Source organism: Streptomyces sp. NPDC028298 (assembly GCF_055565895.1).
Genome location: NZ_JBVHTL010000011.1, coordinates 76,386 through 102,783 on the forward strand (window position 1 = coordinate 76,386; position 26,398 = coordinate 102,783).

23 protein-coding genes are annotated in these 26,398 nt (G+C 69.2%); 1 reads left to right on the plus strand and 22 read right to left on the minus strand.

The features are described from left to right. Positions 1 to 240 precede the first annotated feature (240 nt). Positions 241 to 2,067 (plus strand): glycosyl hydrolase family 18 protein, encoded by a 1,827-nt coding sequence (locus ACZ4TO_RS36670; RefSeq protein WP_468026447.1) that lies wholly within the window; start codon positions 241 to 243, stop codon positions 2,065 to 2,067. Positions 2,068 to 2,264: 197 nt separating this feature from the next. On the opposite strand, the gene ACZ4TO_RS36675 is transcribed toward ACZ4TO_RS36670, so the two are convergent. From ACZ4TO_RS36675 to thrC, 22 genes are all read right to left on the minus strand, one after another. Continuing rightward, positions 2,265 to 2,711 (minus strand): DUF2550 domain-containing protein, encoded by a 447-nt coding sequence (locus ACZ4TO_RS36675; protein ID WP_468026448.1) that lies wholly within the window; start codon positions 2,709 to 2,711, stop codon positions 2,265 to 2,267. 160 nt (positions 2,712 to 2,871) lie between these two features. Beyond that, positions 2,872 to 3,246, minus strand: a complete 375-nt coding sequence (locus tag ACZ4TO_RS36680) for a F0F1 ATP synthase subunit epsilon (protein WP_037624931.1) — start codon at positions 3,244 to 3,246, stop codon at positions 2,872 to 2,874. A gap of 127 nt (positions 3,247 to 3,373) precedes the next feature. Then, a complete protein-coding gene (gene atpD, locus ACZ4TO_RS36685) occupies positions 3,374 to 4,810 on the minus strand; it encodes a F0F1 ATP synthase subunit beta (protein ID WP_151472280.1) in 1,437 nt (478 codons plus the stop codon). Continuing rightward, positions 4,810 to 5,724 carry a F0F1 ATP synthase subunit gamma gene (locus ACZ4TO_RS36690; RefSeq protein WP_382787355.1) on the minus strand — a complete coding sequence of 305 codons (915 nt, stop codon included), beginning with the start codon at positions 5,722 to 5,724 and terminating at the stop codon, positions 4,810 to 4,812. Before ACZ4TO_RS36690 ends, atpD begins: the two co-directional genes overlap by 1 nt. Before the next feature lie 21 nt (positions 5,725 to 5,745). After that, positions 5,746 to 7,335: a F0F1 ATP synthase subunit alpha gene (gene atpA, locus ACZ4TO_RS36695; RefSeq protein ID WP_382787357.1), complete on the minus strand. Its 1,590-nt coding sequence runs from the start codon at positions 7,333 to 7,335 to the stop codon at positions 5,746 to 5,748. A 126-nt stretch (positions 7,336 to 7,461) separates the two neighbouring features. Beyond that, complete coding sequence (locus ACZ4TO_RS36700; protein ID WP_382787359.1) at positions 7,462 to 8,283, minus strand: F0F1 ATP synthase subunit delta; 822 nt, start codon at positions 8,281 to 8,283, stop codon at positions 7,462 to 7,464. After that, on the minus strand, positions 8,280 to 8,825 hold the full coding sequence (locus ACZ4TO_RS36705) for a F0F1 ATP synthase subunit B (RefSeq protein ID WP_382787361.1): 546 nt from the start codon (positions 8,823 to 8,825) through the stop codon (positions 8,280 to 8,282). The genes ACZ4TO_RS36700 and ACZ4TO_RS36705 overlap by 4 nt, the downstream gene beginning before the upstream one ends. Positions 8,826 to 8,867: 42 nt before the next feature. Next, positions 8,868 to 9,098, minus strand: a complete 231-nt coding sequence (gene atpE, locus ACZ4TO_RS36710; protein WP_028804225.1) for an ATP synthase F0 subunit C — start codon at positions 9,096 to 9,098, stop codon at positions 8,868 to 8,870. 73 nt (positions 9,099 to 9,171) lie between these two features. Beyond that, the gene (gene atpB, locus ACZ4TO_RS36715) at positions 9,172 to 9,993 is read right to left on the minus strand and encodes a F0F1 ATP synthase subunit A (RefSeq protein WP_355760475.1); all 822 of its coding nucleotides are present in this window, start codon (positions 9,991 to 9,993) and stop codon (positions 9,172 to 9,174) included. 225 nt (positions 9,994 to 10,218) lie between these two features. Then, positions 10,219 to 10,656 carry a hypothetical protein gene (locus ACZ4TO_RS36720; RefSeq protein ID WP_355760478.1) on the minus strand — a complete coding sequence of 146 codons (438 nt, stop codon included), beginning with the start codon at positions 10,654 to 10,656 and terminating at the stop codon, positions 10,219 to 10,221. Between the two features lie 294 nt (positions 10,657 to 10,950). Then, the gene (locus ACZ4TO_RS36725; RefSeq protein ID WP_382787364.1) at positions 10,951 to 12,306 is read right to left on the minus strand and encodes an MraY family glycosyltransferase; all 1,356 of its coding nucleotides are present in this window, start codon (positions 12,304 to 12,306) and stop codon (positions 10,951 to 10,953) included. 129 nt (positions 12,307 to 12,435) lie between these two features. Next, complete coding sequence (locus ACZ4TO_RS36730) at positions 12,436 to 13,674, minus strand: serine hydroxymethyltransferase (protein ID WP_382787366.1); 1,239 nt, start codon at positions 13,672 to 13,674, stop codon at positions 12,436 to 12,438. 71 nt (positions 13,675 to 13,745) lie between these two features. Next, positions 13,746 to 14,393 carry an arsenate reductase/protein-tyrosine-phosphatase family protein gene (locus ACZ4TO_RS36735; protein ID WP_382787368.1) on the minus strand — a complete coding sequence of 216 codons (648 nt, stop codon included), beginning with the start codon at positions 14,391 to 14,393 and terminating at the stop codon, positions 13,746 to 13,748. A 52-nt stretch (positions 14,394 to 14,445) separates the two neighbouring features. After that, positions 14,446 to 15,093 (minus strand): L-threonylcarbamoyladenylate synthase, encoded by a 648-nt coding sequence (locus tag ACZ4TO_RS36740; RefSeq protein ID WP_382787370.1) that lies wholly within the window; start codon positions 15,091 to 15,093, stop codon positions 14,446 to 14,448. Between the two features lie 116 nt (positions 15,094 to 15,209). Then, entirely contained in the window at positions 15,210 to 16,055 is an 846-nt protein-coding gene (prmC, locus tag ACZ4TO_RS36745; RefSeq protein ID WP_382787372.1) for a peptide chain release factor N(5)-glutamine methyltransferase, read from the minus strand. A 61-nt stretch (positions 16,056 to 16,116) separates the two neighbouring features. Beyond that, positions 16,117 to 17,193 (minus strand): peptide chain release factor 1, encoded by a 1,077-nt coding sequence (gene prfA / locus ACZ4TO_RS36750; protein ID WP_382787374.1) that lies wholly within the window; start codon positions 17,191 to 17,193, stop codon positions 16,117 to 16,119. Between the two features lie 171 nt (positions 17,194 to 17,364). Beyond that, entirely contained in the window at positions 17,365 to 17,586 is a 222-nt protein-coding gene (gene rpmE, locus ACZ4TO_RS36755; RefSeq protein ID WP_382787376.1) for a 50S ribosomal protein L31, read from the minus strand. Positions 17,587 to 17,841: 255 nt separating this feature from the next. Then, positions 17,842 to 18,978, minus strand: a complete 1,137-nt coding sequence (locus tag ACZ4TO_RS36760; protein ID WP_468026449.1) for an LCP family protein — start codon at positions 18,976 to 18,978, stop codon at positions 17,842 to 17,844. A 224-nt stretch (positions 18,979 to 19,202) separates the two neighbouring features. Next, the gene (locus ACZ4TO_RS36765) at positions 19,203 to 20,921 is read right to left on the minus strand and encodes a trypsin-like serine protease (RefSeq protein ID WP_468026450.1); all 1,719 of its coding nucleotides are present in this window, start codon (positions 20,919 to 20,921) and stop codon (positions 19,203 to 19,205) included. Positions 20,922 to 21,205: 284 nt separating this feature from the next. After that, the gene (gene rho, locus ACZ4TO_RS36770; RefSeq protein WP_468026451.1) at positions 21,206 to 23,272 is read right to left on the minus strand and encodes a transcription termination factor Rho; all 2,067 of its coding nucleotides are present in this window, start codon (positions 23,270 to 23,272) and stop codon (positions 21,206 to 21,208) included. A gap of 388 nt (positions 23,273 to 23,660) precedes the next feature. Next, positions 23,661 to 24,590 carry a homoserine kinase gene (gene thrB / locus ACZ4TO_RS36775; protein WP_339131544.1) on the minus strand — a complete coding sequence of 310 codons (930 nt, stop codon included), beginning with the start codon at positions 24,588 to 24,590 and terminating at the stop codon, positions 23,661 to 23,663. Positions 24,591 to 25,338: 748 nt separating this feature from the next. Beyond that, positions 25,339 to 26,397, minus strand: coding sequence for a threonine synthase (gene thrC / locus ACZ4TO_RS36780; protein WP_382787384.1), 1,059 nt, complete (start codon positions 26,395 to 26,397; stop codon positions 25,339 to 25,341). Between the last annotated feature and the right edge of the window lies 1 nt (position 26,398).

A 26,398-nucleotide genomic window follows, 5' to 3' on the forward strand; every position in this document is an offset into this window, starting at 1 on the left:
TCCGGACCGATCACGCGGGCGGACGCGAAGGCCCACGTCAGCCGCCTGCCGGTCCGTCAGAGCGGTGCGACCGGCCGTCAAGGTGTGCCGCCCGTACGGGAGTTGAGGATCAAGAGGAGCAGGGAACTAGTGGTCCAGACCTATTGACCTGTGGTCCAGACCTTCCTATTCTCACGGCACCGTGGGTGTGAAGGCTCAGTCACGCCCCTCCCTCCCCAACTCCCCCCGAGGAGGCGCGGAATGCGCTTCAGACAAAGAGCGACGGCAGGGCTCGCCACGCTGCTGCTCCCCCTGGCCGGCCTGGTCGGTCTCGCGAGTCCGGCCCATGCCGCCGACAGCGCCACCGCCACCTACACGAAGACCCAGGACTGGGGCACGGGCTTCGAAGGCAAGTGGACCGTCAAGAACACCGGTACCACCGCGATCAGTTCGTGGACGATCCAGTGGGACTTCCCCTCCGGCACCGCCGTCACCTCGGCCTGGGACGCGGACGTCACCAGCTCGGGCAACCACTGGACCGCCAAGAACAAGTCCTACAACGGCAGCCTCGCCGCGGGCGCCTCCATCTCCTTCGGCTTCAACGGCTCGGGCAGCGGCTCCCCGTCGAACTGCACGCTCAACGGCGGCAGTTGTGACGGCGGTACCACCGTCCCCGGTGACAGCGCGCCCTCCGCGCCGGGCACCCCCACCGCCTCCTCCGTCACCGACACCTCGGTGAAGCTCTCCTGGAGCGCGGCGACCGACGACAAGGGCGTCAAGAACTACGACGTCCTGCGCGGCGGCAGCAAGGTCGCGACCGTGACGACGACCTCGTACACGGACACCGGCCTGACCGCCGGCACCGACTACTCGTACACCGTCCAGGCCCGTGACACCGCCGACCAGACCGGTCCGGTCAGCGGCTCCGTCGCCGTCCACACCACCGGCGGCACCACGGACCCGCCGCCCAGCGGCAAGAACGTCAAGCTCGGCTACTTCACCGAGTGGGGCATCTACGGCCGCAACTACAACGTCAAGAACCTCGTGACGTCGGGCTCGGCCGCCAAGATCACGCACATCAACTACGCCTTCGGCAACGTCACCAACGGCCAGTGCGCCATCGGCGACTCCTACGCCGACTACGACAAGGCCTTCACCGCCGACCAGTCGGTCAGCGGCGTCGCCGACACCTGGGACCAGCCGCTGCGCGGCAACTTCAACCAGCTCCGCGAGCTGAAGGCCAAGTACCCGAACATCAAGGTGCTGTGGTCCTTCGGCGGCTGGACCTGGTCCGGTGGCTTCGCCCAGGCGGCGGCCAACCCGACCGCCTTCGCCAACTCCTGCTACAACCTGGTCGAGGACCCGCGCTGGGCCGACGTCTTCGACGGCATCGACATCGACTGGGAGTACCCGAACGCCTGCGGTCTGTCCTGTGACAGCAGCGGTGCGGCGGCCTACAAGAACCTGATGCAGGCCCTGCGCGCCAAGTTCGGCTCGAACAACCTGGTCACCGCGGCCACCACCGCCGACGGCACCTCCGGCGGCAAGATCGACGCCGCGGACTACGCGGGCGCCTCGCAGTACGTCGACTGGTACAACGTGATGTCGTACGACTTCTTCGGAGCGTTCAACGCGCAGGGCCCGACCGCCCCGCACTCCCCGCTCACCTCGTACAGCGGCATCCCGACGCCGGGCTTCACCACCGCCGACGCGATCGCCAAGTTCAAGTCGAAGGGCGTGCCCGCGAGCAAGCTGCTCATCGGCATCGGCTTCTACGGCCGCGGCTGGACCGGGGTCACCCAGTCCGCGCCCGGCGGCACGGCGACCGGCCCCGCGGCCGGCACGTACGAGCAGGGCATCGAGGACTACAAGGTCCTCAAGACGTCCTGCCCCTCCACGGGCCTCGTCGCCGGCACGGCGTACGCCTACTGCGGCAACAACTGGTGGTCGTACGACACCCCGGCCACCATCGGGACGAAGATGGCGTGGGCCAAGAGCCAGGGCCTGGGCGGCGCCTTCTTCTGGGAGTTCAGCGGAGACACCAGCAACGGTGAACTCGTCAGCGCCATCAACAGCGGCCTGAGCTGATCTCCGGCCGGCACTGAGCACCGCTCCACCCCGCACCACGAAACGAACCGCGGGCAGACCTCCAGGGGTCTGCCCGCGGTTCGCTGTCCGGGTCCAGGAGAGCGCGAAGGGCACCCGTACGGCACACCGCAGCGCCCGTACGGCATGCAGAAGGGCCCGTACGGCATCAGGGAGCCGACGGGCTGGCAGAGGGAGCCTCAGGCGACGTTCACCCGCTGGCCGGGCGGTGCGGCCTCCAGCCAGGCCAGGAATCCCGTCAGCGCGTCCTCGCTCATCGCCAGTTCGAGGCGCGTCCCGCGGTGCAGACAGGCCAGGATGATCGCGTCGGAGAGCAGCGCGAGCTCCTCCTCGCCCTCGGCGGCGCGACGGCCGGCCACCTCGATCGCCGAGCGTTCGAGGACGCGGCGCGGGCGGGGCGCGTACGAGAAGACGCGGTACCACTCGACCCGGTCGCCGTTGTAGCGGGCCACGCCGTAGCTCCAGCCCTTGCCACTGGGGTCACCCTTCTCCTGGACGTCCCAGCGCAGGCTGCAGTCGAACGTTCCGCCGGAGCGCTGGATGAGCCGGCGACGGAGGCCGAAGACGAACAGCCCCACCACCACGAGCGCCACTACCACTCCGCACACAGTCAGAGCGAGGACCATCGACACCGACCTCCTCGTCTCCTAGGTAACGGAAAAGAAAAAACGTCCGGATTTGCCTCAGCCGCGGCCAGGGCCGGAGTGATCCGGTCCCAGCCGCGGCTGAGTCAAAGCCTTGCACAGTGCTCCCCCAGCGCCTGCAGGGCTGGGGTCGCACCAAGGGTCAGCGGGTCGCCACCGCACGCAGACGGACGTCCGCGCGACGCTCGGCGGACGCGTCGGCGTCCGACTTCGCGCGCTCGAGCGCCCGCTCCGCACGCTGGACGTCGATCTCGTCCGACAGCTCGGCGATCTCGGCCAGCAGCGACAGCTTGTTGTCGGCGAAGGAGATGAAACCGCCGTGCACCGCGGCGACGACCGTTCCACCATCACTCGTACGAATGGTCACCGGGCCCGACTCCAGCACACCGAGAAGCGGCTGGTGACCGGGCATGACGCCGATGTCGCCGGACGTGGTACGCGCGACGACCAGGGTGGCCTCGCCGGACCAGACACTGCGGTCCGCGGCGACGAGCTCGACGTGCAGCTCAGCAGCCAAGGTGGGCTCCTCGGGTCACCACCCGGCGTTGCTGCCGGGTGTTGGGTCAAAGTCTAGTAGGCGTACGGAGGGGGAAGGACCGCACCCCGCGAGGTGCGGCCCCGCCCCCTCCTCAAGAACACGAGGTTCAGGAGACGCCGAGCTCCTTGGCGTTGGCCTTGAGGTCCTCAATGCCACCGCAGAGGAAGAACGCCTGCTCCGGGAAGTGGTCGTACTCGCCGTCGATGATCGCGTTGAAGGCCGCGATCGACTCGTCCAGCGGGACGTCCGACCCGTCGACGCCGGTGAACTGCTTGGCGACGTGGGTGTTCTGGGACAGGAAGCGCTCCACGCGACGGGCACGGTGGACGGTGAGCTTGTCCTCCTCGCCCAGCTCGTCGATACCGAGGATCGCGATGATGTCCTGAAGGTCCTTGTACTTCTGAAGAACCGACTTGACGCGCATCGCGGCCGCGTAGTGGTCCGCCGCGATGTAGCGGGGGTCCAGGATGCGGGACGTGGAGTCCAGCGGGTCCACGGCCGGGTAGATGCCCTTCTCGGAGATCGGACGGGAGAGAACCGTCGTCGCGTCGAGGTGGGCGAACGTGGTGGCCGGGGCCGGGTCGGTCAGGTCGTCCGCGGGGACGTAGATCGCCTGCATCGAGGTGATCGAGTGACCACGGGTCGAGGTGATGCGCTCCTGGAGGAGACCCATCTCGTCGGCCAGGTTCGGCTGGTAACCCACCGCGGAGGGCATACGGCCGAGCAGGGTCGAGACCTCGGAACCGGCCTGCGTGAAGCGGAAGATGTTGTCGATGAAGAACAGCACGTCCTGCTTCTGCACATCGCGGAAGTACTCCGCCATGGTCAGACCCGCGAGGGCCACGCGCAGACGGGTGCCCGGGGGCTCGTCCATCTGGCCGAAGACAAGGGCGGTCTTGTCGATGACGCCCGAGTCCGACATCTCCTCGATGAGGTCGTTGCCCTCACGGGTGCGCTCGCCGACACCGGCGAACACGGAGACACCGTCGTGGTTGTTGGCGACGCGGTAGATCATCTCCTGGATGAGCACCGTCTTGCCGACGCCGGCACCACCGAACAGACCGATCTTTCCACCCTTGACGTACGGGGTGAGAAGGTCGATGACCTTGACGCCGGTCTCGAACATCTCGGTCTTCGACTCGAGCTCGTCGAAGCGCGGGGCCTTGCGGTGGATGGACCAGCGCTCGCCCGAGTACTTCTCGTCCGAGTTCAGCACCTCACCGAGGGTGTTGAACACCTTGCCCTTGGTGAAGTCGCCGACCGGGACGGAGATGCCCGTGCCCGTGTCGGTGACGACGGCCTGGCGGACCAGACCGTCCGTGGGCTGCATGGAGATCGTACGGACCAGGCCGTCACCCAGGTGCTGGGCGACTTCCAGGGTCAGCGTCTTCTTGGCGCCGGCGTCGGCCGGGTCGGCCACCTCGACGTGAAGAGCGTTGTAGATGTCAGGCATCGCGTCGACGGGGAACTCCACGTCGACGACCGGGCCGATGACCCGGGCGACGCGGCCCGTGGCAACGGCCGTCTCAGAAGTCGTCGTCATTACTTGTCACTCCCCGCGGTCGCGTCGGCAAGGGCTGCGGAGCCGCCGACGATCTCGCTGATTTCCTGGGTGATTTCGGCCTGGCGGGCCGCATTGGCAAGTCGGGAGAGCGTGGTGATCAGGTCTCCCGCGTTGTCGGTCGCCGACTTCATCGCGCGGCGCGTGGCGGCGTGCTTGGAGGCAGCCGACTGGAGCAGCGCGTTGTAGATACGGCTCTCGACGTAGCGCGGCAGCAGGGCGTCGAGGACGTCCTCCGCCGACGGCTCGAACTCGAACAGCGGGAGGATCTCGCCCTTGGGCGCTTCCTCCGCGACCTCTTCGAGGCGAAGCGGCAGCAGCCGGCCGTCGATGGCCGTCTGCGTCATCATCGAGACGAACTCGGTGTAGACGATGTGGATTTCATCCACGCCGCCGTCCGCCGTGTCCTTCTCGATGGCCTCGATGAGCGGACCCGCGACCTTCTTCGCGTCCGCGTACGTGGGCTCGTCGGTGAAGCCCGACCACGACTCCACGACCTTGCGCTCGCGGAAGTTGTAGTGGGCCAGACCGCGGCGGCCGACGATGTACGTGTCGACCTTCTTGCCCTCGGCCTCGAGACGGGCGGTGAGCTGCTCCGCCGCCTTGATGGCGTTGGAGTTGAAGGCGCCGGCCAGTCCGCGGTCGCTCGTGAGGAGCAGCACCGCGGAACGGGTCGCCGTCTCCGCCTCCGTGGTCAGCGGGTGCTTGGTGTTCGAACCGGTGCCGACCGCCGTGACCGCGCGGGTGAGCTCGGTCGCGTACGGCGTGGAGGCCGCCACCTTGCGCTGCGCCTTGACGACGCGCGAGGCGGCGATCATCTCCATCGCCTTGGTGATCTTCTTGGTCGCGGTGACGGATCGGATGCGACGCTTGTAGACCCGGAGCTGGGCTCCCATGAGTCAGGTCCCTTCCTTACGTCACTTGGCGGCGGCCGGAGCGTCCTCGCCGAGAAGCTTCCCGTCCGAGGTCTCGAACTGCTTCTTGAAGTCCGCGATGCCGTCGGCGATGGCGGTGAGCGTGTCGTCCGACATCTTGCCGCCCTCCTTGATGGAGGTCATGAGGCCCTGCTCCTTGCGGTGCAGGTACTCCAGGAGCTCCTTCTCGAAGCGGCGGATGTCGGCGACCGGGACGTCGTCCATCTTGCCGGTGGTCGCGGACCACACGGAGACGACCTGGTCCTCGGTCGGCATCGGCTGGTACTGAGCCTGCTTGAGCAGCTCCACCAGACGCTGACCGCGCTCCAGCTGCGACTTCGACGCGGCGTCCAGGTCGGAACCGAAGGCGGCGAACGCCTCCAGCTCGCGGTACTGGGCCAGGTCGAGGCGCAGACGGCCGGAGACCTGCTTCATCGCCTTGTGCTGGGCGGAGCCACCGACGCGGGAGACCGAGATACCGACGTTCAGGGCCGGACGCTGGCCGGCGTTGAACAGGTCGGACTCCAGGAAGCACTGGCCGTCGGTGATGGAGATGACGTTGGTCGGGATGAACGCCGACACGTCGTTCGCCTTGGTCTCGACGATCGGCAGACCCGTCATCGAACCGGCGCCCAGGTCGTCGGAGAGCTTCGCGCAGCGCTCCAGCAGACGGGAGTGCAGGTAGAAGACGTCACCGGGGTAGGCCTCGCGGCCCGGCGGACGGCGGAGCAGCAGGGACACGGCGCGGTAGGCGTCGGCCTGCTTCGAGAGGTCGTCGAAGATGATGAGGACGTGCTTGCCCTCGTACATCCACTGCTGACCGATGGCCGAACCGGTGTACGGCGCAAGGTACTTGAAGCCGGCCGGGTCGGACGCCGGGGCGGCGACGATGGTCGTGTACTCCAGCGCGCCGGCCTCTTCGAGGGCGCCACGCACGGAGGCGATGGTCGAACCCTTCTGACCGATGGCGACGTAGATGCAGCGGACCTGCTTCTTGGTGTCGCCCGAGCGCCAGTTGTCGCGCTGGTTGATGATCGTGTCGACGGCCAGCGCGGTCTTGCCGGTCTGACGGTCGCCGATGATCAGCTGACGCTGGCCACGGCCGATCGGGGTCATCGCGTCGACGGCCTTGTAGCCCGTCTCCATCGGCTCGTGCACCGACTTGCGGACCATGACGCCCGGTGCCTGCAGCTCGAGGGCGCGGCGGCCGGACGTCTCGATCTCGCCGAGGCCGTCGATCGGGTTGCCGAGCGGGTCGACGACGCGGCCGAGGTAGCCCTCGCCCACGGCGACGGACAGCACCTCACCGGTGCGCTGCACCGGCTGGCCCTCTTCGATACCGCTGAACTCGCCGAGGACGACCGCACCGATCTCGCGCTCTTCCAGGTTCAGCGCGAGGCCGAGGGTTCCGTCCTCGAACTTCAGCAGCTCGTTCGCCATGGCCGAGGGAAGACCCTCGATCTTGGCGATACCGTCGCCGGCGACGGTGACCGTACCGACCTCCTCGCGCGAGGCCGCGTCCGGCTGGTACGACTGGACAAAGTTCTCCAGTGCGTCCCGGATCTCCTCCGGCCGGATCGTGAGCTCCGCCATCTGGGTTCCCTGCTCTCCTTGTTGGGCCCGAAGTTTCACTTGGGGGGATGGGGGACTCCCCCCGATGAGAGGTGAATCCTCTGCACGGCCCAACCAGGGCCGTAATTGCGTACTGCTTGTGTGTTACTAGCTCGCCATGCGGCGGGCGGCGTCCTCGAGTCGGTCCGCGATGGAACCGTTGATGACCTCGTCGCCGACCTGCACCCGGATCCCGCCGAGGACATCGGGGTCCACGTCGAGGTTGAGGTGCATCGGGCGGCCGTAGAGCTTGGCCAGGGCGGCGCCGAGGCGCTGCTTCTGTCCGTCACTCAGCGGCACCGCGGAGGTGACCACGGCGACCATGCGGTCGCGGCGCTCGGCGGCGAGCTTGGACAGGGACTCGAGTCCCGCTTCCAGGCTACGTCCGCGGGGCGCGGTCACGAGACGCGTCACCAGACGCTCGGTCGTCACGTCGGCCCGGCCGCCGAGCAGGCTGCGCAGCAGCTCGCTCTTGGCCGCCGTGGTGGCGGCCCGGTCGGTCAGCGCGGCGCGCAGCTCGGTGTTCGAGGCGACGATCCGGCCGAAGCGGAACAGCTCGTCCTCGACGTTGTCGAGAGCGCCCGTCCGCTGCGCCGCCGTGAGGTCGGCGGTGGCGGTGAGCTCCTCCAGCGCGTCCACCAGGTCGCGGGGCTGCGACCAGCGGGAACGCACCATGCCGGACACCAGGTCGGCGGCGCTGCCGCCCACCTGGCCGCCGATCAGGCGCTGGACCAGCTCGGCCTTGGCCTCGCCGGGCTGCGCCGGGTCGGTGAGGACCCGACGCAGCGACACCTCGCGGTGGAGCAGCGCGGTGACCGCGGCCAGCTCGTCGGCGAGCCGGGCCGCGTCCACGGACGTCGAGTCCGTCAGCGCGTCGAGACGCTCACGTGCGGCTGCGGTTGCCTCGCGGCTCGCTCCGTGTGCAGTCATCGAGCCGCCTCGGCCTTCTCCTCAAGCTCGGAGAGGAAACGGTCGATGACACGGCTCTGGCGGGCGTGGTCCTCGAGGGACTCGCCGACGAGCTTGCCGGCCAGGTCGGTGGCAAGGGTGCCGACGTCCTGACGCAGCGAGTGAGCGGCGGCCTTGCGGTCGGCGTCGATCTGCGTGTGGCCGGCGGCGACGATCTCGTCGCGCTGCCGCTGGCCTTCCGCGCGCATCTCGGCGATGAGCGTGGCGCCCTGCTCCTGTGCCTCCTGGCGCAGGCGCGCGGCCTCGTGACGGGCCTCGGCGAGCTGAGCCTTGTACTGCTCGAGAACGCTCTGGGCCTCGGTCTGCGCGGCCTCGGCCTTTTCGATACCGCCCTCGATGGCCTCGCGACGCTGCTCCAGAACCTTGTTGATGTTCGGGAGAAGCTTCCAGGCCAGGAAGCCGAAGACGATGACGAAGGCGAGCAGGCCGATGACAAGCTCGGGGATCGGCGGGACGAGGGGGTTTTCCTTCTCCTCGGCCGCCAGAATGAGCAGGTGGCTCATGTCAGTGCCTTTCGTCTAGTGGGCTGTCGCTGATCGGGTGGATCAGGTGCCGTAGACGAACGGCATGACCAGACCGATGAGGGCGAGCGCCTCACAGAAGGCGAAGCCGAGGATCTGGTTGGCGCGGATCAGACCGGCGGCCTCGGGCTGACGGGCGAGAGCCTGGGTGCCGTTACCGAAGATGATGCCGACGCCGACGCCGGGGCCGATGGCCGCGAGGCCGTAACCGATCGAGCCGAGCGAGCCGGAGACAGCGGCAAGGGTCTGGGACATGCCAGTTCTTCCTTTTCTTTACGGACCGGTGGGGGGTGGCCACCGGACGAATGCGGGGTGGAGGGAGGGGCGCTCAGTGGTGCTCGGCCAGCGCGCCCTGGATGAAGGTGCAGGTCAGCAGCACGAACACGTACGCCTGCAGGGCCTGGATGAACAGCTCGAAGGCCGTCATGACGATGACCATGATGAACGAGACGCCCGAGTAGACGATCCCGAAGCCGTTGAGCAGGTACCAGGTGGCGATCGTGAACAGCAGCAGCAGCGTGTGGCCCGCGAACATGTTCGCGAAGAGTCGCACCGCGTGCGTGAACGGCCGGACGATCAGGTTCGAGAGCAGCTCGATGAACATGGCCAGCGGGAGAACCGGGCCGAGCGACTTGTCGTAGCCGCTGAAGTTCTTGAACGCTCCGACGAAACCGTGGCGCTTGAACGTCAGGGACACCCAGACGATGTAGACGATGCCGGCCAGTACCGCGGGGTACGAGATGATCGCCGTCACCGGGAACTGGGCGACGGGAATGATCGACCAGAGGTTCATCATCCAGATGAAGAAGAACAGCGAGACGATCAGCGGAACGTACTTCTCGCCTTCCTTCTTGCCGATCGTCTCGTAGACGACGCCGCGGCGGATGAAGTCGTAGCCGGTCTCGGCGACCATCTGCAGCTTGCCCGGGACGACCTTCGGCTTGCGGAAGGCGGCCCAGAAGAAGGCGACGATGACGATCGAGCCGAGCAGCGCCAGGAGCATCGTCTTGTTGAAGTACAAGTTGCTGTCCCCGTCGCCCCAGAGAGGCTCGAACAGGAACGAGTGCAGGCCCGGTGCCGGGAAGCCACAACCGTCGAAGATGTGGCAGTCGGTCTCGAAGGCGAGCACCTGCGTCGGGTCAGCACTCACCGCGGGCTCCTTCAGCGTGGCGCATAGGTACGGCATCCTCGTTGTGTCGGCGCGGCGCGCAGCCGCGGTTCGGCACTGGGCTGGTGTTACGGATGTGGGGGCGGCAGAGGGGCATCAAGCCTCGCGATCGAACAGGCGTCAGCTCAGATGCCCGCGCCCGCGATGCCGCAGTTGGCACCGGACGATAGCAGGATCTCCTGCGTGCACTTATCCCGGCCCTACCCCTCACGACGAGTGCCCCTTGTTCTCGGGCTTTTCGGCCTTCGAGGAGTCGGGTTCGACGTAGAGGATCTTGGCCTTCATATGGGCACGTGCCTGTGCGCCGATCCACACGAGCGTGGTGACGACCAGGGTGAGCGCGAAGGACTTGGGATTGAACAGCGATGTGTTCTTGAACGCGGCGACAAAGATGAACAGCAGAAGGATTTGTGCCGTGTAGAGCAGGAGACCCATCGCCTGGAACAAGTGCGGAAGCGATTTGGCGGTGCGCTGCAGGACGTAGAGGCCGAGCCCCATGAAGAGAAGCACCACCAGCGTCGCGACGACCGCCCCGAGCGCTCCCTTGCCGCCGGCGACCACACCGCTGACGACGGCGGCAATCGCGCCGACGGCAGCCGTGGGTACGGCGGCCTGAAGGAGGATCCGGGCGTCATTGGACGGCATGGCGGCAACTCCGCTTGCTAAGGGGGGCGTGTCGTCATGGACGAGCGTAGTCCCGGGCTGAGAGAGAACCTCACGCCAAAGGACCGTCGTACAGGGGTCCTTCGGCTCTGCCCTGGGTTCTCGTGAACCGTATCACAAACTATTTGATGAGGTCTTTACCTGGTTGGTGTGCTGACTGTCACACATGAGAGTGAAGCTGCGCGTCTGTGCATTTCAAGCGCCCCTTTGTCTGATATTGGGGCGCTTTACTCCCCCACGATTTGGTCACGCGTTAGTCAGATTCTTACCTTCGGCTCAGCGCGAGGACTCGGCCTCACGCCGGTCCAGAAGTCTCGGACGGGCACCGATCGCCGTCGCTCCGTTGACTCCTGAGACTCCGGCAGCAGCCGGAGCACGGTGCTCACGCGCCTCGTCCGGCTCGCCCTCCGGCGCCGCCTCGTGGGTCACGGGCGCCACGTCCCGGGCACCGGCCGCCGCGGCCCTGCGGCGGCGGTAGCGCGGCGGCAGGAGGTGCTCGGCCCAGCGCGGGGCACGCGGCGTGAAGCGCGGCAGCAGGAGCAGCACCAGACCGACCGCGCTGAGCGCCGCGATGGTGAGAACGCTCCACATGGCACCGGAGTTGACCGAGTACGCGAGAGCGCCGAACGCGATCAGCGCCGACCAGAAGTACATGATCAGGACCGCGCGGCTGTGCGAGTGGCCGACCTCCAGGAGGCGGTGGTGCAGATGCCCCCGGTCAGCGGCGAACGGCGACTGCCCGCGCCAGGTGCGCCGCACGATCGCGAGCACCAGGTCCGCGGCCGGGATCGCGATGATCGTCAGCGGCAGCAGCAGCGGGATGAACACCGGCACCGTCTGGTGCACCGTGTTGCGCTCCGAACCGGAGAACAGGTTCATCACATCGGGGTCGATCTGCCCGGTGATGGAGATGGCGCCGGCGGCCAGCACCAGCCCGATGAGCATCGAGCCGGAGTCGCCCATGAAGATCCGCGCGGGATGCATGTTGTGCGGCAGGAAGCCCAGGCACATGCCCATCAGGATCGCCGCGAACAGTGTCGCCGGGGCGGCCGCCTCGATGCCGTACGAGTACCAGATCCGGTAGGCGTACAGGAAGAACGCGGCGGACGCGATGCACACCATGCCGGCGGCCAGGCCGTCGAGACCGTCCACGAAGTTGACCGCGTTGATCGTGATGACGACGAGCGCCACCGTCAGCAGCGTGCCCTGCCACTGGGTCAGCGCGACCAGGCCGACCCCGGGGATCGGCAGCCACAGGATCGTCAGACCCTGCATGACCATCACGCCCGCGGCGATCATCTGTCCGCCGAGCTTGATCAGGGCGTCGATCTCGAACTTGTCGTCCAGCACACCGATCAGCCAGATCAGCGCCGCGCCGGAGAGCAGCGCGCGTGGCTCGTTGGAGTTCTGGAAGACCGCGTTCAGGTTCTTCAGATGGTCGGCGACCAGCAGGCCGGCGCACAGACCGAAGAACATGGCGATGCCGCCGAGCCTCGGCGTGGGTTCACGGTGCACGTCGCGCGCCCGGATTTCCGGCATGGCTCCGGCCACGATCGCGAATTTACGTACCGGCCCTGTCAGCAGGTACGTCACCGCGGCCGTGATGCAGAGCGTCAGCAGGTATTCACGCACGGGCTTCCCCACAGGTCTCGCTGGCCATCACAGCCCCACACCCTAGCGATGCACGCATATGGTTGAGGACTTTCGGGTAGCGACGATGGTTGCACGTGTGGCTGTGCGCCTCGGTACGCGTACCCCCGGTCAGTCCGGATAAGGCGGAAATCTTCCCGTCAGCTCCCGCACTTCCTCACGTGCCGTGCGGCTGTCGACCTCGTCCCGCAGCACCCCCGCGAACAGGGCCGCGACCCGCGCCATCTCCGGCTCGTCCATCCCCTGCGTGGTCAGCGCCGCGGTGCCGAGCCGCAGGCCGCGGGCGTCACCGTGAGGCAGCGCACAGGTGTCGAGGACCATACCGGCCGCGGCCAGCCGGCCCCGCGCCGTCCGCCCGTCGACGCCGAGCGGCGCCGGATCCGCGACCAGCAGATGCGTGTCGGTGCCGCCCGTGGTGACCGCGAGGCCCTCCGCCTCCAGACCGGCGGCGAGCACCCGCGCGTTGGCGGTCACCTGGTGGACGTACGCCGTGAAGGCCGGGGTCGCCGCCTCGCCGAACGCGACCGCCTTGGCCGCGATGGCGTTCATCTGCGCACCGCCCTGCGTGAACGGGAAGACGGCCCGGTCGACCCGCTCGGCCAGCTCGCCGCCGCACAGCACCATCCCGCCGCGCGGCCCGCGCAGCACCTTGTGCGTGGTGGCGCACACGACATCGGCGTACGGCACCGGGTTCGGCGCCGCTCCCCCCGCGACGAGCCCGATCGGATGGGCGGCGTCCGCGATGAGATAGGCGCCGACCTCGTCGGCGATCTCCCGGAACAGCGCGTAGTCGATGTGCCGCGGGTACGAGATCGACCCGCAGACGACGGCCTTGGGCCGACGGGCGCGGGCCAGCGTGCGCACCTGCTCGTAGTCGATCAGCCCCGACTCCGCCTCGACGCCGTAGCCGACGAAGTCGAACCAGCGGCCGGAGAAGTTCGCGGGCGACCCGTGCGTGAGGTGACCGCCGAAGGGCAGGCCCATCGCCAGCACGGTGTCACCGGGCCGCAGCAGGGCGGCGTACGCGGCCAGCACGGCCGAACTCCCGGAGTGGGACTGCACGTTGGCGTGATCGGCGCCGAAGAGGGCCTTGGCGCGGTCGACGGCGATCCGCTCGGCGACGTCGACGATCTCGCAGCCGCCGTGGTGGCGTGCTCCGGGATAGCCCTCGGCGTACTTGTTCGCCAGCGGCGAGCCGAGCGCGGCCAGCACGGCGGGCGAGGTGAAGTTCTCCGCCGCGATGAGCTGCAGCGTGGTCGACTGCCGGTCCAGCTCACCGCGCAGGATCTCGGCGAGCTCGGGATCCTGGCGGCTCAGTACATCCGCATCGGGCAAGGTGGCGACCGGCATGGTGGGCTCCGGACATCTGCGGGGGGACGCTTACGTCCAATGTAGAACCGGGACCGGTGGCACGCCCGGTGTCACGTCCGCGCGGGTACCCCCGTCAGAGCGGTGACGACCGGATCCAGCGCCTCGTTGATCTCGTCCCCGATGGACCGGAAGAACGGCAGGGGCGCCCCGTACGGGTCGAACACCTCGTCCGCCTCCGCGGTGGGGGCCAGCAGCCAGCCGCGCAGCGCGGCGGCGGCCCGCACCAGGGCGACGGCACGCTCGACCACGCCGTCCCGCAGGGGCGGCAGGGTCGCGGGGTCTATGGCGCGCACCAGCCGGGTGAACTCCTTCAGCGTGAAGGTGCGCAGACCGGCGGAGTGCCCCATGGAGATGACCTGGGCGCGGTGGTCGCGGGTCGCCGTCAGGACCAGGTCGGCGCGGATGACGTGGTCGTCGAGGAGCTCACGCCCCACGAAGCCGGAGGGGTCCGCCCCGAAGTCGGTCAGCACGGTCGCCGCGTTGGCCTCCATCGGCGCGCCCTCGTGGCCCCAGGTGCCGGCGCTCTCCACGATGAGACCGCCCCACAGCGGGTCGCCCAGCCGGTCCGCCAGGGCATGCCGGGTCAGCCGCTCGGTGATCGGCGAGCGGCACACGTTGCCGGTGCTGACATAGAGGATGCGGAAGGATCCGCTCGGGGATCCGCCGGTCCCGGTGATCCCCGTGCCTATGCCACGCATGGGGCCGCTCCCTGCTCCGGCCGAGCGGGGAGCCCGAAGGACTCGGGGGCTGTCAATTCGCCACCTCGAGGTCGGGTACGACCTTCCGCAGCTCCTCGGCCGACAGGGCGCCGGCGCGCAGCAGGACGGGCACCTTGCCGGTGACGTCGACGATCGAGGAGGGCACGTTGCCGGGGGTCGGGCCGCCGTCCAGGTAGACCGAGACGGAGTCGCCGAGCATGCCCTGGGCGGCGTCGCAGTCCTCCGGCGCGGGGTGGCCGGTGAGGTTGGCGGAGGACACGGCCATCGGGCCGACCTCCGTCAGGAGCTCGATGGCGACGGGGTGCAGCGGCATGCGGATCGCGACCGTGCCCCGGGTGTCCCCCAGGTCCCACTGGAGCGAGGGCTGGTGCTTGGCGACGAGGGTCAGGGCACCCGGCCAGAACGCGTCGACGAGCTCCCAGGCCATCTCGGAGAAGTCCGTGACGAGGCCGTGCAGGGTGTTCGGGGAGCCGATGAGGACGGGGGTGGGCATGTTGCGGCCCCGGCCCTTGGCGTCGAGGAGATCGGCGACGGCCTCCGCGGTGAACGCGTCGGCGCCGATGCCGTAGACGGTGTCGGTGGGGAGGACCACCAGTTCGCCACGGCGGACGGCGGACGCCGCCTCACGCAGACCTGTGGTGCGGTCGGTCGCGTCGTTGGTGTCGTATCGCCGTGCCATTTAGCGGGCCTCCTCATACACGTACTGCTGGCTGGGGGTGCGAAGAAACGCGATGCGGGCGGACGCGGTGCGCGTCGGCGCGAGGGCGTCGCGCGCCGGTGCCGCGTGGGCCGTGCTCACGGCATCGCCTTGCGGGCGGTCGCGAACCGCGGCCGGTTGTTGAGGTCCGGGTGGTCGGCCGCGTCGGCCCAGCCCCGCTCCTCGGTGAAGATCCAGGGCACCTGTCCGCCCTGGGTGTCGGCGTGCTCGATGACGACGACGCCGCCGGGGCGCAGCAGCCGGTGCGCGGTGCGCTCGATGCCGCGGATGAGGTCGAGTCCGTCCTCGCCGGAGAACAGGGCGAGTTCGGGGTCGTAGTCGCGGGCCTCCGGCTGTACGTACTCCCATTCGGTGAGCGGGATGTACGGAGGGTTGGAGATCACCAGGTCGACCTGGCCGTCGAGGTCGGGGAACGACGTGAGGGCGTCTCCCTGGCGCAGGTCGACCCTGGACCCCTCGACGTTCTTGCGCGTCCACTGAAGGGCGTCCTCGGACAGCTCCACGGCGTGCACGCGGGAGCGCGGGACCTCCTGGGCGAGGGCGAGCGCGATGGCGCCCGAGCCGGTGCACAGGTCGACGATCAGCGGTTCGACGACGTCCATCGCGCGGACGGCGTCTATGGCCCAGCCGACGACCGACTCGGTCTCCGGACGGGGCACGAACACGCCGGGTCCCACCTGGAGTTCGAGGTAGCGGAAGTAGGCGCGCCCGGTGATGTGCTGGAGCGGCTCGCGGGCCTCGCGGCGCGCGGTCACCTCCCAGTAGCGGGCGTCGAAGTCCACGTCCTTGACGCTGTGCAGCTCGCCCCGCTTCACGCCGTGCACGAAGGCGGCGAGCTCCTCCGCGTCGTTGCGCGGCGAGGGCACGCCGGCGTCGGCCAGCCGCTGGGTGGCCTGGGCCACTTCCGCGAGCAGCAGGTTCACGCTGGTCCTCCGGGGCTGAGCTGTTGTCGTGTGGTGTACGGCGCCGAACTGTCGTCGTGTGTTACGCGGCGGCGAGCTTGGCGGCCGAGTCCGCGTCGACACAGGCCTGGATGACGGCGTCGAGCTCACCGTCGAGGACCTGGTCCAAGTTGTACGCCTTGAAGCCGACGCGGTGGTCCGAGATGCGATTCTCCGGGAAGTTGTACGTACGGATCTTCTCGGAGCGGTCGACCGTGCGGACCTGGCTGCGGCGGACGTCGGAGGCCTCCCGCTCCGCCTCCTCCTGCGCCGCCGCGAGAAGCCTGGAGCGCAGGATACGCATCGCCTGCTCCTTGTTCTGGAGCTGGCTCTTCTCGTTCTGGCAGGAAGCGACGACTCCGGTGGGAATGTGCGTGATGCGCACCGCGGAGTCGGTCGTGTTGACGGACTGGCCGCCGGGGCCCGAGGAGCGGTAGACGTCGATCCGCAGGTCGTTCGCGAGGATCTCGACCTCGACCTCCTCGGCCTCGGGCGTGACCAGCACGCCGGCGGCGGAGGTGTGGATACGGCCCTGCGACTCGGTGGAGGGCACGCGCTGCACCCGGTGGACGCCGCCCTCGTACTTCAGGCGGGCCCAGACGCCCTGGCCGGGCTCGGTGGCGCCCTGGCCGCCCTTGGTCTTCACGGCGACCTGGACGTCCTTGTAGCCGCCGAGCTCGGACTCGGTGGCGTCGATGATCTCGGTCTTCCAGCCGATGCGCTCGGCGTAGCGCAGGTACATGCGCAGCAGGTCACCGGCGAACAGGGCGGACTCGTCGCCGCCGGCGCCCGCCTTGATCTCCAGGATGACGTCCTTGTCGTCGCTCGGGTCGCGCGGGACGAGCAGCAGGCGGAGCTTCTCGGTGAGCTCCTCGCGCTGCTTCTCCAGGTCCTTGACCTCGGCGGCGAAGTCGGGGTCGTCGGCGGCGAGCTCCTTGGCCGTGCCGATGTCGTCCCCGGTCTGCTTCCAGGAGCGGTACGTCGCGACGATCGGGGTCAGCTCGGCGTAGCGCTTGTTGAGCTTGCGCGCGTTGGCCTGGTCGGCGTGGACCGACGGGTCAGCGAGCTTCTTCTCCAGATCGGCGTGCTCGCCGATCAGTTCCTCGACCGCCTCGAACATCTCCGGCTCCAATGGACTGTCCCCGGCTCCGTGCAGGGTGCGGGGACGTAGGTACGGCGTGGGGTTCCCCTTGCTCGAACGCGTCGAGAGCCCGGGGAGGGGGCTGGACCGCAAAGCGCCGGTCCCGGCGTCCCCGTGCGGGGGACTCCGAAGACCGGCGCTGTGGGCTCGCTACTTGTTGGCAGCGGCAGCCTTGCCGAAGCGGGCCTCGAAGCGGGCCACACGGCCACCGGTGTCGAGGATCTTCTGCTTGCCCGTGTAGAACGGGTGGCACTCGGAGCAGACCTCGGCGCGGATGGTGCCGCTGGAGATCGTGCTGCGGGTGGTGAACGACGCGCCACAGGTGCAGCTGACCTGCGTCTCGACGTACTCGGGGTGGATGTCGCGCTTCAAGGTGTCTCCTAGTTTCGGGAGGGCGCCGGGTCGCCGCCGCTGGATGCGGATGCGTGAACCGGGGCCGACGTACCAGTCTGCCAGCACTGGCCGTATCCCCCAAAACGGGGGGACGCGGCGATGTATTCCCCGAGGCCGGGGCCGTGGCCGGACGGCGCTGACCTGCACGCCCGCCGGCCGGAGGGCTCGGCGGGGCCGCGTGCCCGCACGTCGGCGGGGGCCCGGCGGTCCTCCCCCGGGCCCGCGGGAGGGGCCTCAGCCGGGGCTGACGACGCCCTTCGCGGTGCCGGTGGCCGTTCCCTCGGTGGCCGCCTTCGGGATCGGCCGGTCGGCCTTCAGCGCCTTCCACACCAGCTCGGCCTTGGCCTTGTCGACCAGGACGCGGTTGCCGTCGGCCGGGTCGTACTGGACCGGCATCGTCACCATGGTCATGTGGGACGAGCCGATGCCCTTGAGGCCGCCCGCGAAGGAGGCGAGGTCGGTGACGCTGCCGAGGTCGGAGTCGGCGGTCACCGTCTTGGTCGCGGTGTCGGCGAGGTCGTACAGCTTTTTCGGGTTGGACAGGAGCCCGATGTGCTTGACCTGGTCGACGAGCGCCTTCATGAACGCCTGCTGGAGCTGGATGCGTCCGAGGTCGGAACCGTCGCCGACGCCGTGCCGGGTACGGACCAGGCCGAGCGCCTGCTTGCCGTCGAGCTTGTGGGACCCGGCCGACAGGTGCAGATGGCTCTCCTTGTCGGAGATGGCCTTGGTCGTGGTGACCGTGACGCCGCCGAGGTCGTCGATCAGCTTCTGGAAGCCGCTGAAGTCGACCTCGATGTAGTGATCCATGCGGATGCCGGTCATGGACTCGACGGTCTTCACCGCGCAGGCGGCGCCGCCAGTGGAGTAGGCGGAGTTGAACATCGCGGCGGAGGCCGCGCCGTGGACGGTGCCCTGGGAGTCGGTGCAGGAGGGGCGCTTGACGAGGGTGTCCCGGGGGATGGAGACCACGCTGGCCCGCTTGTGGCCCTTGTACACGTGGACGATCATCGCGGTGTCGGAGCGGGCGCTGCCGTCGTCGGTGCCGCCGCCCAGCTTCTTGTTGGTGCCGGAGCGGGTGTCGGAGCCGAGGACCAGGATGTTCTCCGAGCCGTTGTCGACCTTCACGGGCCGGTCGCTGCCGAGCGCCTGGTTGATGTCGACGCTCTTGAGGTTGCCGTTGAGCTTGAAGAACAGATAGCCGGCTCCGGCGCCACCGAGCGCCACGACACCCGCCGCGGTCCAGGCCGTGATGAGCAGGGCCTTGCTCCGCGCGCTGCGGGGCTTGCGCCGGCTGCCCTTCGGGCGGGGCGGGGTGCTGTTGCCGGGGTCGCCCGGTATCGCGGGCTCCGGCGTGCTCTCGGCGGGCATGTGTACCTCGGCTTCCTCTTTGCGGTCGGTTACCCCCTGCTTTCAGGGACAGGCCCATCTGGTCGTGACGAGGCGTACCGCTCCATGGTCACTCCGTACGGTCAGACGGGGAAACTCGGGAAAGGGTTGCACGACGAAAAGTGCCCACCGCGTGACGCGGTGGGCACTCCGTGTGCTCGACTTGCGCTCGGCCGGAGCGGGGAGAACCCCGCTCACCTGCGATGTCAGCCGAAGATGTCGTACTGCTTGAAATCGGTACCTACCGAGATCCTTGTGGCAAAGATCTCGCTGGTGGCCTTTCCGGTCCCGGGGTACAGGTACAGCGTGCCGCCGGGGGTGCGGGCCAGGAAGTCGGCCTTGCCGTCGCCGGTGATGTCACCGACCGCGTCGAAGGCGTTGTAGCCGGTCCAGGCGCTGCGCACCTTGATCCGGGAGGAGAACGCCTCGGAGCCGGTCTTGCCGGTGCCCTTGTACAGGTACAGGTCGTCGCTGCCCGACTGGCGGGCGAGCAGGTCGGCCTTGCCGTCACCGGTGAAGTCACCGTGCGCGCGGATGGAGTTGTACTGGTTCCAGCCGGTGCGGACCTGGACGCGCGCGGAGAAGGTGCCGTTGCCCTTGCCCGGGTACTCCCACATCGCTCCGGCGGAGTCGACGGAGAGCATGTCGGGCAGAGCGTCGCCGGTGATGTCGCCGGGGGCGATGATCCGGGTGCGGGTCTTCCAGTTGGTGAAGATCTTGTCGGTGACCGAGCGCCCCGTCGTCGGCAGCACGTGCACCCAGTAGACATCGCCGGTGGTGCTGTCACGGACCACGAGGTCCTGGTAGCCGTCCCGGTTGAGGTCGGTCTGGAGCACGACGTTCAGGCCGGCCCACGAGTCCATCGACTTGCGAGCGGCGAACGAGGTGCCGTTGGAGTCCTTCTCGTAGCCCGTCTTGGTCGACGAGTTGCGGACGAACAGGTCGGCCTTGTGGTCACCGTTGAAGTTGGTGTCCTCGACCCGCGGCCAGGCGGCGCCGACGTAGGTGCTGACCTTCGAGAAGACGCTGTACGCGCCCTTCGCGACGCAGTCCTCGACGCCCCAGGAGACGACACCGACGATGCGGCCGTTCACGATCAGCGGGCCACCGGAGTCGCCGTTGCAGGCCGTGGTGGTGCCGGCGTCGGTACCCGTCGCCTTGGTTCCCGCGCAGACCATGTGGCCCGCGACGAAGTCGGTGCCGTACGTGGTCTTGCAGGTGGTGTCCGAGTTGATCGGCAGCGTGGCCGTCTTCAGCGTCTCGGAGATGTCCTGCGTGGTGGACGTGGTGCGGCCCCAGCCGTAGAGCGTGGCCTTGGTGCCGGACGCGTACGACGTGGTGTCACCGGACGTCGTCATGCGGATCGGCGTGGCCTTGACCGGGCTGTCCAGCGTGATGACCGCGATGTCGTTGTCGATGGTCGTCGAGTTGTACGACGGGTGGTTCCACTGCCGCCACGCGGCGGTGACCGTACCGCCGTGCAGGTTGGTGTTGCCCGCGGAGTCGCTGGTCGGAAGCTGCGAGGTGCCGGTGATGACGGCGCCGTTGGCCTTCCAGTCGTAGCCCTTGACGCAGTGCGCGGCGGTGAGGATCTTCGTCGGCGACACGACCGAGCCACCGCAGAAGAAGCCGAAGTCGTCGGCCTCGCTGGTGGTGCCCTTGTCGTCGTAGTACCAGAGCTGCGCCATCCACGGGGCCGTGGTGATGGTGGTCGTGGTGCCGCCGATGATCTTCGGATCCACGTGCGCCGGGGTCGTGGAGGCGCTCAGGGACGCCTTCTGCGTCGTGCGGCCCGCGGTGTCGTCACTCGCGAGCGCGCCCGCGACCCGCTTGGCCAGCGTGGCCTGGGACGGCGTGGAGGCGGCGAGGTTCGCGGCGGGCAGGGACACCGTCGGCGTGCCGGGCGCGGCGTTCGCGGACGACATCAGAAGCGCACCGGCGACCACAGCGGCGAGGCCCGCCGCGGCGACCGGAACGGCGATCCGTATACGGCGCCTGTGCCTACCGCCCCCGGACGTGGACGTATCCACTCAAGTCCCCCCTCAGAGATAAGAGTTCAGATCTGCTTCAGCAGTTGTTCAAGGGCGCGATCGTACACGTGTGCCGAGCAGGGCAAAGGGCCGCCCCCGTCACCTGGGTGACGGGGGCGGCCCTTTGCGGTTTCTGCCCTGCGAACTACGGTCGCGGACGACCTCGGTCGCGAAAGACGTCAGTCGTTGTTGTTGCCCACCGACGGCGTCGTCTTCTGGATCTGGAGCAGGAACTCGGCGTTCGACTTCGTCTGCTTCATCTTGTCGAGCAGCAGCTCGATCGCCTGCTGCTGGTCGAGCGCGTGGAGCACGCGACGCAGCTTCCAGGTGATGGCGAGCTCGTCGCTGCCGAGCAGGAGCTCTTCCTTGCGGGTACCGGACGCGTCGACGTCCACCGCCGGGAAGACGCGCTTGTCGGCGAGCTTCCGGTCGAGCTTGAGCTCGGCGTTGCCGGTGCCCTTGAACTCCTCGAAGATGACCTCGTCCATGCGCGAGCCGGTGTCGACGAGCGCGGTGGCCAGGATGGTCAGCGAACCGCCGTCCTCGATGTTGCGCGCGGCACCGAAGAAGCGCTTCGGCGGGTAGAGCGCGGTCGAGTCGACACCACCGGACAGGATGCGGCCGGAGGCCGGGGCGGCGAGGTTGTACGCACGGCCCAGACGGGTGATCGAGTCGAGCAGCACGACGACGTCGTGGCCCAGCTCCACCAGACGCTTGGCCCGCTCGATGGCGAGCTCGGCGACCGTGGTGTGGTCCTCGGCCGGACGGTCGAAGGTCGAGGAGATGACCTCGCCCTTGACCGACCGCTGCATGTCGGTGACCTCTTCCGGACGCTCGTCGACCAGGACGACCATCAGGTGGCACTCGGGGTTGTTGTGCGTGATCGCGTTGGCGATCGCCTGCATGATCATGGTCTTGCCGGTCTTCGGCGGGGCCACGATCAGACCGCGCTGGCCCTTGCCGATCGGCGCGACGAGGTCGATGATGCGGGTCGTCAGCACACCCGGGTCGGTCTCCAGACGGAGCCGGTCCTGCGGGTAGAGCGGCGTGAGCTTGTTGAACTCCGGCCGGCCGCGACCGGAGTCGGGCGCCATGCCGTTGGTCGAGTCCAGGCGCACGAGCGCGTTGAACTTCTCGCGGCGCTCGCCGTCCTTGGGCTGACGGACCGCGCCGGTGACGTGGTCACCCTTGCGCAGACCGTTCTTGCGGACCTGGGCGAGGGAGACGTACACGTCGTTGGGACCCGGGAGGTAGCCCGACGTACGGATGAACGCGTAGTTGTCGAGGATGTCGAGGATGCCCGCGACGGGGATCAGCACGTCGTCGTCGGCGACCTGCGGCTCGGCGATCTCGTCGCGTCCACGACGCCCACGGCGGTCCCGGTAACGACCGCGCCGGCCGCGGCGGCCGCCCTCGAAGTCGTCGTCGTCCTGCGGTCCGTTGTCACGCGGTCCGTTGTCGCGCGGCCCGTTGTCGCGCGGCCCGTTGTCGCGCGGCTGCTGACGGTCCTGACGGCCGCCGCCCTGCTGCTGACGGTCCGGGCGGTCCTGGCGCTCCTGACGGTCCGGGCGCTGCTGGCCGGCACCCTGGCCGCCCTGCTGCTCGTCGCCCTTGGCCGGACGGCGGTCGCGGTCACGGCCGCCCCGGTCGCGGTCACGGCGGTCGCGGCGCTCACGACGGCCCTCGGCGCCCTCGGCGTCGCCCTGCGTCTCGGTCTTCGCCTCGGCGGTGACCGTCTCGGGGCTGCCCGCCTCGGCGGTGGCACGGCGACGGCGGCGCTCGGCGGGGGCGTCGTCCGCCCCGCGGTCGGCCTCGCTCGTACGGGAGGGGCCGCCGGCCGGCTGGCCGGGGATCTCGATCTGCTGCGGGGCCACGGCCTTCTCGGCGGCCTTCTCGGCCTTGTCCGCGGCCGGGGCGGCGGACTCGTCACCCGTACGGGCCTTGGAGGTGGCGCGGCGCTTCGGCTTGGTCTCGGCGGCGTCGTCGGACGCGGCCTTGGCCGGGGCACCCCCTCCGGCCTGGGCCTCCTTGATGACCTCGATCAGCTGGCTCTTGCGCATCCGCGCGGTGCCCCTGATGCCGAGGCCGGATGCGACCTGCTGCAGCTCGGCCAGCACCATGCCCTCGAGGCCGGTACCGCGGCGTCGCCTGGAGCCGGCACCGGTGGCAGGCGCGGAGGCGTCCGTGGCGGGCGCGGCAGCGGTCTCCTCGACACGTGCGCCCATCAGATCGGTGGTGTCGCTCACGAAGGGTCCTTCCCTGGAGCGGACGTCGGCCTGTCTGGCTCGGCGACCGGTTGTGCTGTCCGGCATTGGCCCTTGCTGTGTGGACCGTGCCGGGGCGGTGGTCCGCCAAAGCGGCGGAAGACATTGCTGGTGATGACGATTCCGGAGCCGTGGCACTGAGGTTCGGTGTCATCGGCTCGGTCACGCCGGTTCCGGAGCGTGCTCAGCACTGCTCAGCGCATAGCACCCAATGCAAGGCACGTAGCAGTTTGGGAGGCTCCCGGAAGAATGGGTGTCCCGGACAGGGACGCGAAGCACCTCGCCATGGTGGGGTCGGGTGCAGACTTGAGGTTAACACTACCGGATCCAACAAACATTCCCCCTCTCCAAATCCGGCAACCGTGCGTCGTCAATCGACCTCGACAGGTGCCAGGGGCAACACGCACGCCCCCTGGGCGTCGAGGTCCAGACGGTTGGCGGCCCAGCCCTGACCTGCGAGATCGGCCACCTTGTCGGCCGACGCGCGGTCCGCGAGCGCGAGGACCGTGGGTCCCGCGCCGGAGATCACGGCCGGGATGCCGTCGGCGCGCAGACGCTCCACGAGCGCGGCGCTCTCCGGCATCGCCGGGGCGCGGTATTCCTGGTGCAGACGGTCCTCGGTGGCGGGCAGCAGCAGCTCGGGGCGCCGCGTCAGCGCCTCGACGAGCAGTGCGGCGCGGCCCGCGTTGGCGGCGGCGTCGACATGCGGGACGGTGCGCGGCAGCAGACCCCGCGCGGTCTCGGTGAGCACGGGCTTTCCGGGGACGAAGACCACCGGAACGATGGAGTCCGCGGGGTCCATCCTGATGGCGCGCGCGGCGCCGGACTCCATCCAGGAGAGCGTGAATCCGCCGAGCAGACAGGCCGCGACGTTGTCGGGGTGTCCCTCGATCTCGGTCGCGAGCTCCAGGAGCGCGGTGTCGTCGAGCCTGCTGTCCCCGCCTATGGTCACCGCGCGGGCGGCGACGATGCCGGCGCAGATGGCGGCCGACGAGGAACCCAGGCCCCGGCCGTGCGGGATGCGGTTGGCGCACACGATCTCGAGGCCGCGCGGCTGTCCGCCGAGCAGGTCGAAGGCGGTGCGCAGGGAACGTACGAGGAGATGCTTCTCGTCGCGCGGCAGCGTCTCGCTGCCCTCACCCGCGATGTCGATGTGCAGTCCTGAGTCGGCCACCCGGACGACCACGTCGTCGTAGAGCCCCAGTGACAGGCCGAAGGCGTCGAAACCCGGGCCGAGGTTGGCACTGGTGGCGGGGACGCGCACCCGGACGGCGGCGGCGCGGAACGCTGGACCGGCCATCGCTCGATGACTCTCCTTGAGCTGCGTGATGTACGAGATTTACGAAGAACTGCGAGATGAACCACGACGGACGGGCACGTGGACCCGGGGTCCGCAATGACCGCGCGACACCGCGGCATATGCGGCGGGCGGGTTCGGTACAGCCTATCGAAGGAAGGTTCTGTGGCGACATAGGGCGCACAGGAGGCGCACGATGCGTGTCGTAAGCCCCTCGTGCACCCCCTGTCGGGTCGTCATGGGGATGCCCCCCGCGAGCGGAGGGATTCCGACGGCTTTCCACCGGTTTCCCGCCCGTTCGCGGCGAGTTCCGTGCGGTGGGCCGGCCCCGGGCCGCTCCGGGCGGGGCCACCGGCCCCACCCCTGCGCGTCACCGCGACCCGCCTGTCGCCGACGGATTCCCGCCAGAAATGGCTTGGGTTCCCGCCATTCCGGGCCCGTTTCACGCCACCGGTCGGCCCTGTCGTCACCCGGAACCGAACCCGGCCTCGAGCCGGACGAGTCCCGACCTCCACCCGAACCGGCCCTGGCCTCCAGCCGAACCGATCCCGACCTCCACCCGAACCGGCCCTGACCTTCAGTCGAACCGATCCCGACCTCCAGCCGAAGCGGCCTGGCTGTCGTTCGAACCGGCCCTGGCCGTCGGTCGAGCCGGTTTTGAACCTCGACCGGACCGCCGCCGAACGCGGGCCGGCCCGGTCCCGGCCCACGACCGTGCCGGACCCGGCTCACGCCAGGCCTCACACCAGGCCTACGCCAGGCCGAGCCGTTCCGCCGCCGTCGCCGCGTCCACCGGGACCGTGACCGGCTGGGGAGCGCCCGCGACGGCCCAGTCGGGGTCCTTGAGACCGTTGCCGGTGACGGTGCAGACGATGCGCTGACCCGGGTCGACCTTGCCCTGCTCGGCGGCCTTCAGCAGACCGGCGACGGACGCCGCGGACGCGGGCTCGACGAAGACACCCTCCTGCGCCGCCAACAGCCGGTAGGCGCGCAGGATCTCACGGTCCGTCACCTCGTCGATGAGACCGCCCGACTCGTCCCGCGCGGCCAGCGCGAACTGCCACGAGGCCGGGTTGCCGATCCGGATCGCGGTGGCGACGGTCGACGGGTCCTTGACGATCTCGCCGCGCACGATGGGCGCGGAGCCGGACGCCTGGAACCCCCACATGCGCGGGGTCTTCGCGGCGATGCCGTCGGCGGCGTACTCCTTGTACCCCTTCCAGTACGCGGTGATGTTGCCCGCGTTGCCCACCGGAAGGACATGGATGTCGGGCGCGTCGCCGAGCATGTCCACGATCTCGAAGGCGGCCGTCTTCTGGCCCTCGATGCGCACCGGGTTGACCGAATTGACCAGCGCCACCGGGTAGTTGTCGGACAGCGAGCGCGCCAGCGTCAGACAGTCGTCGAAGTTGCCGTCGACCTGGAGGATCTTGGCGCCGTGCACGAGGGCCTGGCCCATCTTGCCGAGCGCGATCTTGCCCTGCGGCACGAGGACGGCGCAGACCATGCCGGCGCGTACCGCGTACGCGGCGGCGCTCGCCGACGTGTTGCCGGTGGAGGCGCAGATGACGGCCTTCGCGCCCTCCTCCTTCGCCCGCGTGATGGCCATGGTCATTCCGCGGTCCTTGAAGGACCCGGTCGGGTTGGCACCCTCCACCTTGAGGTGGACCTCGCAGCCCGTGCGCTCGGAGAGCACCTGCGCGGGCACGAGCGGCGTACCGCCCTCGCGGAGCGACACGACCGGCGTGCTGTCGGACACCGGAAGACGGTCCCGGTACTCCTCGATGATTCCGCGCCACTGGTGGGTCATT